The sequence below is a fragment of the Pseudomonas sp. genome (genome assembly GCF_026224925.1).
Lineage (GTDB): Bacteria > Pseudomonadota > Gammaproteobacteria > Pseudomonadales > Pseudomonadaceae > Aquipseudomonas.
In genome coordinates this window covers 1-5,854 of record NZ_JAMFRV010000424.1, presented here as the reverse complement: position 1 = coordinate 5,854, position 5,854 = coordinate 1, and the positions used below count along the sequence as shown (strand labels likewise).

General features: G+C 57.0%; 7 protein-coding genes and 1 pseudogene. 5 read left to right on the top strand and 3 right to left on the bottom strand.

Annotated features, from left to right (window positions below; all coding sequences use genetic code 11):
* The 5 genes from M0974_RS18360 to M0974_RS18340 all read left to right on the top strand — a co-directional run.
* Nucleotides 1-1,146: coniferyl aldehyde dehydrogenase (locus M0974_RS18360; RefSeq protein WP_297839822.1), on the top strand; the 1,146-nt coding region annotated here is incomplete at its 5' end.
* A gap of 35 nt (nucleotides 1,147-1,181) precedes the next feature.
* Nucleotides 1,182-1,727 (top strand): twin-arginine translocation pathway signal protein, encoded by a 546-nt coding sequence (locus tag M0974_RS18355; protein ID WP_297839821.1) that lies wholly within the window; start codon nucleotides 1,182-1,184, stop codon nucleotides 1,725-1,727.
* 31 nt (nucleotides 1,728-1,758) lie between these two features.
* The gene (locus tag M0974_RS18350) at nucleotides 1,759-3,345 is read left to right on the top strand and encodes a GMC family oxidoreductase (RefSeq protein ID WP_297839818.1); all 1,587 of its coding nucleotides are present in this window, start codon (nucleotides 1,759-1,761) and stop codon (nucleotides 3,343-3,345) included.
* A gap of 108 nt (nucleotides 3,346-3,453) precedes the next feature.
* Nucleotides 3,454-3,933, top strand: coding sequence for a pantetheine-phosphate adenylyltransferase (gene coaD / locus M0974_RS18345; protein WP_297839816.1), 480 nt, complete (start codon nucleotides 3,454-3,456; stop codon nucleotides 3,931-3,933).
* Between the two features lie 82 nt (nucleotides 3,934-4,015).
* A complete protein-coding gene (locus tag M0974_RS18340) occupies nucleotides 4,016-4,267 on the top strand; it encodes a YfhL family 4Fe-4S dicluster ferredoxin (RefSeq protein WP_259101132.1) in 252 nt (83 codons plus the stop codon).
* A gap of 21 nt (nucleotides 4,268-4,288) precedes the next feature.
* Here the strand turns inward: M0974_RS18340 and M0974_RS18335 are convergent, their stop codons facing one another.
* The 3 genes and pseudogenes from M0974_RS18335 to M0974_RS18325 all read right to left on the bottom strand — a co-directional run.
* The gene (locus M0974_RS18335; protein WP_297839811.1) at nucleotides 4,289-4,621 is read right to left on the bottom strand and encodes a multidrug transporter; all 333 of its coding nucleotides are present in this window, start codon (nucleotides 4,619-4,621) and stop codon (nucleotides 4,289-4,291) included.
* 123 nt (nucleotides 4,622-4,744) lie between these two features.
* Nucleotides 4,745-5,557: a bifunctional DNA-formamidopyrimidine glycosylase/DNA-(apurinic or apyrimidinic site) lyase gene (mutM, locus tag M0974_RS18330; protein ID WP_297839808.1), complete on the bottom strand. Its 813-nt coding sequence runs from the start codon at nucleotides 5,555-5,557 to the stop codon at nucleotides 4,745-4,747.
* 31 nt (nucleotides 5,558-5,588) lie between these two features.
* Nucleotides 5,589-5,854 (bottom strand): annotated as a pseudogene (locus tag M0974_RS18325) (histidine kinase); the annotation flags it as partial.

Genomic DNA, 5,854 nt, shown 5'->3' with positions numbered 1-5,854 from the left:
TGGATGAAACCTTCGCGACGCAGCGTTGGCATGGCGTTTCAGCCGGCGTCAGCCAAGGTTGTGTATCAACCGCTGGGCGTTATCGGCATTATCGTGCCGTGGAATTACCCGTTATTTCTCGCCGTTGGACCGCTGGTCGGGGCGTTGTCGGCGGGTAATCGGGTGATGCTCAAGCTCAGCGAGTCCACCCCCGCCACAGGCCAATTGCTCAAGCGTCTGCTGGCCCAAGCGTTCCCGGAAGATCTGGTAACGGTGGTACTGGGCGAGGCTGAAGTCGGCGTGGCGTTTTCAAAGTTGCCTTTCGATCACTTGTTGTTTACCGGCGCAACCAGGGTCGGCAAGCATGTGATGCGCGCTGCGGCCGAGAACCTGACGCCGGTCACACTGGAGTTGGGCGGTAAATCCCCGGCCATTGTTTCCCACGACGTGCCACTCAAGGACGCTGCCGAGCGCATTGCTTTCGGAAAAAGCCTGAATGCGGGACAAACCTGTGTGGCGCCGGACTACGTTTTGGTACCGGAAGATCGGGTCGATGGCTTCATCGAAGCCTATCGCAAGGCAATCCATGGCTTTTACCCGACGCTAGCGGACAACCCGGACTACACCGCGATCATCAACGACCGCCACCTCGCGCGGCTAAATAGCTACCTGACCGACGCTACCAGCAAGGGCGCGAGGGTTATTTCGCTATTCAATGAAAGTCAGGGTCGGCGCATGCCGTTCAGCCTGTTGCTCAATGTCAGTGACGACATGACGGTGATGCAGGATGAAATTTTTGGTCCGATTTTGCCCATCGTGCCTTATAGCCGCATTGACCAGGCGTTTGCCTACATTAATCAGCGGCCCCGTCCGCTGGCGTTGTACTACTTTGGATACAACAAAGCCGAGCAGCAGCGGGTGCTGGAGCAGACCCATTCGGGAGGAGTGTGCCTGAACGATACGCTGCTGCACGTCGCTCAGGATGACATGCCATTCGGCGGCATTGGTGCGTCGGGCATGGGCCATTACCACGGCCATGAAGGTTTTCTGACGTTCAGCAAGGCTAAGGGCGTGTTTATCAAACAACGTTTCAATGCGGCGAAACTGATTTATCCGCCCTACGGCAAGGCGATCCAGCGGCTTGTATACAAGCTGTTCATTCGCTGATCAGGCTTTTAAATAGCAAAGGTCCAACAATAATAATGAACAACAGCCTGCCAGAAAATGCCGGATTGTCGCGGCGCAGCGTACTGAAAGTCGGCCTGTGTGCCAGCGCCTTTTTGTCCACGGTCGGGCTCGCGGCGGGTCTCAGCGGTTGCTCCGCCAGCACACCCGCCAATGATTACAACCTACTGCGCGAGAGCGATCTGCCGTTTCTGCGCGCGCTGATTCCGGTGATGCTGGAAGGCAGCCTGGGTGCCGTTTCAGCGTCGACCGCCATAACGGGCACGTTGAAAAGTATCGATGCCACCCTCCTTGGGCTGTCTCCCGAAGTGCTCAAGCTGACCCAACAACTGTTCGATGTATTAGCGTTGCCGGTTATTCGTGCGCCGTTGACCGGTATTTGGGGACGCTGGGATGACGCCAGCCCGGCGCAAATCACGGCGTTCCTTGATCGCTGGGATACCAGTTCCCTGGGTATGTTGCGCATGGGCCATAACGCCTTGCAGCAGTTGGTGATGATGGCGTGGTACAGCCAGGCGCAATCCTGGGCGCAGTGTGGATACCCTGGCCCGCCGACTGTTTAGTCCCCACCTGATAACAATAAAAAGAGACTCTATGCCGGTTCCTGACGTGTTTCGAGAAGGCCTTGCCCGTGGCTGGAAAACCTACAACGGCGCGCAGCTTGAGAAAGACCTCACCCTTGAGGCTGACGTGGTGATCATTGGCAGCGGCGCAGGAGGAGGTACCACGGCGCAAATTCTTAGCGCGGCGGGCTACAAGGTGTTGCTGGTCGAAGAAGGCCCGCTAAAGACCAGCAGCGACTTCAAAATGCTTGAAGATCAGGCCTACTCCACGCTGTATCAGGAGGGCCTTGGCCGGATGAGCAAGGACGGCGCGATCACAATTCTTCAGGGCCGCGCGGTGGGTGGCAGCACGCTAGTGAACTGGACCTCAAGCTTTCGCACCCCCGACGCGACGCTGGCGCATTGGGCGGACCAGCATGCCATCAAGGGCCATAGCGCTGCGGAAATGGCGCCGTGGTTTGAAGAAATGGAGCAACGCTTGGGCGTAGCACCTTGGATGATGCCGCCGAACGCCAACAACGACGTGATCCGTACCGGTTGTCAGCACCTCGGTTATAGCTGGAAAGTCATCCCGCGTAATGTTCGTGGCTGCTGGAACCTGGGCTATTGCGGCATGGGTTGTCCGACCAACGCCAAGCAATCGATGCTGGTCACAACCATTCCTGCCACCTTGGAGAAAGGCGGTGAGTTGCTGTATCTGGCGCGTGCCGAATCACTGATGATCAAGGGCGACAAGGTCATCGGCCTACAATGTTTGGGAATGGATGACCGTTGCGTGACGCCCAACGGTCGCAGTATCACGGTCAAGGCCAAACACTACGTTTTGGCGGGCGGCGGCATCAATAGCCCCGCGCTGTTAATGCGCTCCGAGGCGCCCGACCCTCATAAACGCGTTGGCAAGCGCACTTTCCTTCACCTGACGTGTTTTTCTGCTGCGCAGTTTGATCGGGTCATTAACCCGTTCTACGGCGCACCACAGTCGATCTACTCCGATCACTTTCAATGGATCGACGGTCCTACGGGGCGAATGTCCTACAAGCTTGAGGTGCCACCTTTACAGCCATCGCTGGCAAGTACCCTGCTGGGTAGCTTCGGTCGGGAAAACACCGAGCGTATGGCTCAGTTGCCTAAAACCCACATGATGCTGGCCCTGATGCGTGACGGATTTCATCCTGAAAGCACTGGCGGTAGCGTGGAGTTGCGCGGCGACGGTACCCCGGTGTTGGATTATCAGGTGTCGCCTTACGCATGGGACGGCATTCGTCGCGCCTACCACAGCATGGCCGAGATTCAATTTGCCGGTGGCGCCAAGGCGGTGATGCCGCTGCATGAAGACACGGGCTATGTGAAAAATCTTGCGCAGGCAACGTCTGTTATCGAAGGTTTAAGCCTTAAAACATTCACCACGCGGCTAGGCAGTGCCCACGTGATGGGCGGTTGCGCCATGGGGGAAGAACCTGCGATGGCCGTTTGCGACAGCCTTGGCCGGCATCACCAGTTGAGTAATCTATCGATTCACGACGGCTCGTTATTCCCCACCAGTATTGGCGCCAACCCGCAATTATCGGTTTATGGGCTGACCGCGCAATTGGCGACGGCGCTGGCCGAGCGGTTGTAGACCTGGCAAAAACAGCCAAAAAGCCGATACTGGACATAAGCCGACTTGGCCGACCGGGATTGCTGCGATACCATCCGGTTCCCCAAGGACTCCGACCAGGACGACGCGATGAACCGAGTGTTGTACCCAGGCACCTTCGACCCTATCACCAAGGGCCATGGCGATCTGGTCGAACGCGCCGCGCGCCTGTTCGACCAAGTAGTGATCGCTGTCGCCGCCAGCCCAAAGAAAAACCCGCTGTTTTCCCTGGAACAGCGAGTGGAGCTGGCTCGAGAAGTCACCAAGCACCTACCTAATGTCGAAGTCGTGGGATTTTCCAGCCTGCTGGCACACTTCGCCAAAGAGCAGAACGCCAACGTGTTCCTGCGCGGCCTACGGGCGGTGTCGGATTTTGAATATGAGTTTCAACTGGCGAATATGAACCGTCAATTGGCGCCAGACGTGGAAAGCCTGTTTCTTACGCCGTCCGAGCGGTACTCGTTCATATCATCGACGCTGGTGCGCGAAATCGCGTCATTGGGGGGCGATATCACTAAGTTCGTACACCCGGCTGTTGCCGAAGCGTTGACCGAACGGTTCAAACGCTAGGGTGCAGAATCTGGACTAATGCGGCACAATTCGTCGCATTAGTTTCCCTATGCCCCGGCGCTGACCGCGGCAGGAGTGTCCCATGTCCCTGATCATTACCGACGATTGCATTAATTGCGACGTTTGCGAACCCGAGTGCCCGAACGAAGCCATCTCACAAGGCGAGGAGATCTACGTGATCAACCCGAACCTTTGTACCGAGTGCGTCGGTCATTACGATGAGCCGCAATGCCAGCAGGTCTGCCCCGTGGATTGCATCCCGTTGGACGAAGCTCACGTCGAGAGCAAAGACGACTTGATGGCCAAATACCTGATTTTGACCAGCAAAGCGTAACCCGCCCTACGTTGCAGCCGGTTATTCGCGCTTGTTGTAACCCACGCCGGTGCAGCCCAGGCACCGTGCGAATGCTGCTTGACCAGGGTCTACGACCAAGGCTTTACCCATGTCGCCGATGCCACCGCCTGCGGCAGCAAATGGCAGCGCGACGACAAACACCACCGCACCAACAGCCGTTGCTGCGATCAACAATGGCCGGGCAATCAGCAGATCGGCAATCATCGAGAAGGCTGGCGGCGACTCAATCTGGTAGGTCGGATCACCGCTTTGCTCCGACGAGGCCAGCGCTGGAAGCGCTTGCAAGCCGAACAAAAAAGCCAAGGCTACAGCAACGGTACGAAACGGGCTCATGGCGTGGTCCTTCAAGCGCAACGATAGGAATGTTGCTCACTATAAACAGCGGCGCTGGTTTCGCAAGGCTTGCAGGTGTGAGATGTCATTTCGCCTACTATCGCCCTTTCCAGAAGGATTCGATCAGGTCTGACACTTAGGGCAATACACGCTCGCGCGCTGCCCCAGTTTGACTTCGCGTAGCTCGGTGCCGCATACCTTGCACGGCTTATGTCCGCGGCCATACACGAACAGCTCTTGCTGAAAATAACCGGGCTGACCATCGCCGCCGACAAAGTCTTTCAGGGTGGTGCCACCGCGTTCGATGGCGTGAATCAGAATCCTTTTGATCTCAGCTGCCAGTCGCACATACCGCGCACGAGAAATACTTTTGGCCTCGCGGCGCGGGTCGATTCCGGCGGCGAACAGGGCCTCGGTCGCATAAATATTCCCGACGCCGACCACCACCGCGTTATCCATGATGAACGGTTTGACCGCCATTGAGCGACCGCGTGAGCGCTCAAACAGTCGCTCACCGTCAAATAGCTCGGTCAATGGCTCTGGGCCGAGACGGATCAGCAATTCGTGATTGTGCGGATCCAGACTCCATAACATGGCGCCGAAACGACGTGGGTCGGTGTAGCGCAGAGCCATTCCCGACTCAAGCTCGATATCGACGTGTTCATGCTTAAGCGCGGGCAGCCCGGCCTCCACCAAGCGTAAGTTACCCGACATACCCAAATGGCTGATTAAAGTGCCGACCTCGGCATTGATCAGCAAATATTTGGCGCGACGCTCCACCAAAACGATCCGCTGACCCGAGAGACGCACGTCGAGGTCTTCAGGAATCGGCCACCGCAGGCGTCGATCGCGGACGATGACGCGACTCACGCGCTGACCTTCCAGATACGGTGCTATGCCTCGGCGAGTAGTTTCGACTTCTGGTAATTCAGGCATTAGAGACTCTGGCAGTTAGCCGCGATAAGTATTAGTGGGCGCTCAACTCGCGAATGGACTCTTTGAGGTTTTCAAAGTCGTAATCGGACAAGCCGACGTAATCCAGAATCAAGTGGCCGATGCTGTTCCACTCGTGGTCTTCGCCCTGATTACCCAGCACCCGGTAAGACGCACACACATGCTCGGCCATTTTTAATATGGCCAACAGGTTTTTCAGTGGACTATTGCGTCCAGTGTCGTCCATGAAAATTGCTAACGCGTTGTGATGGTTCGCAATGGCGTTAGTGACATGTTCCG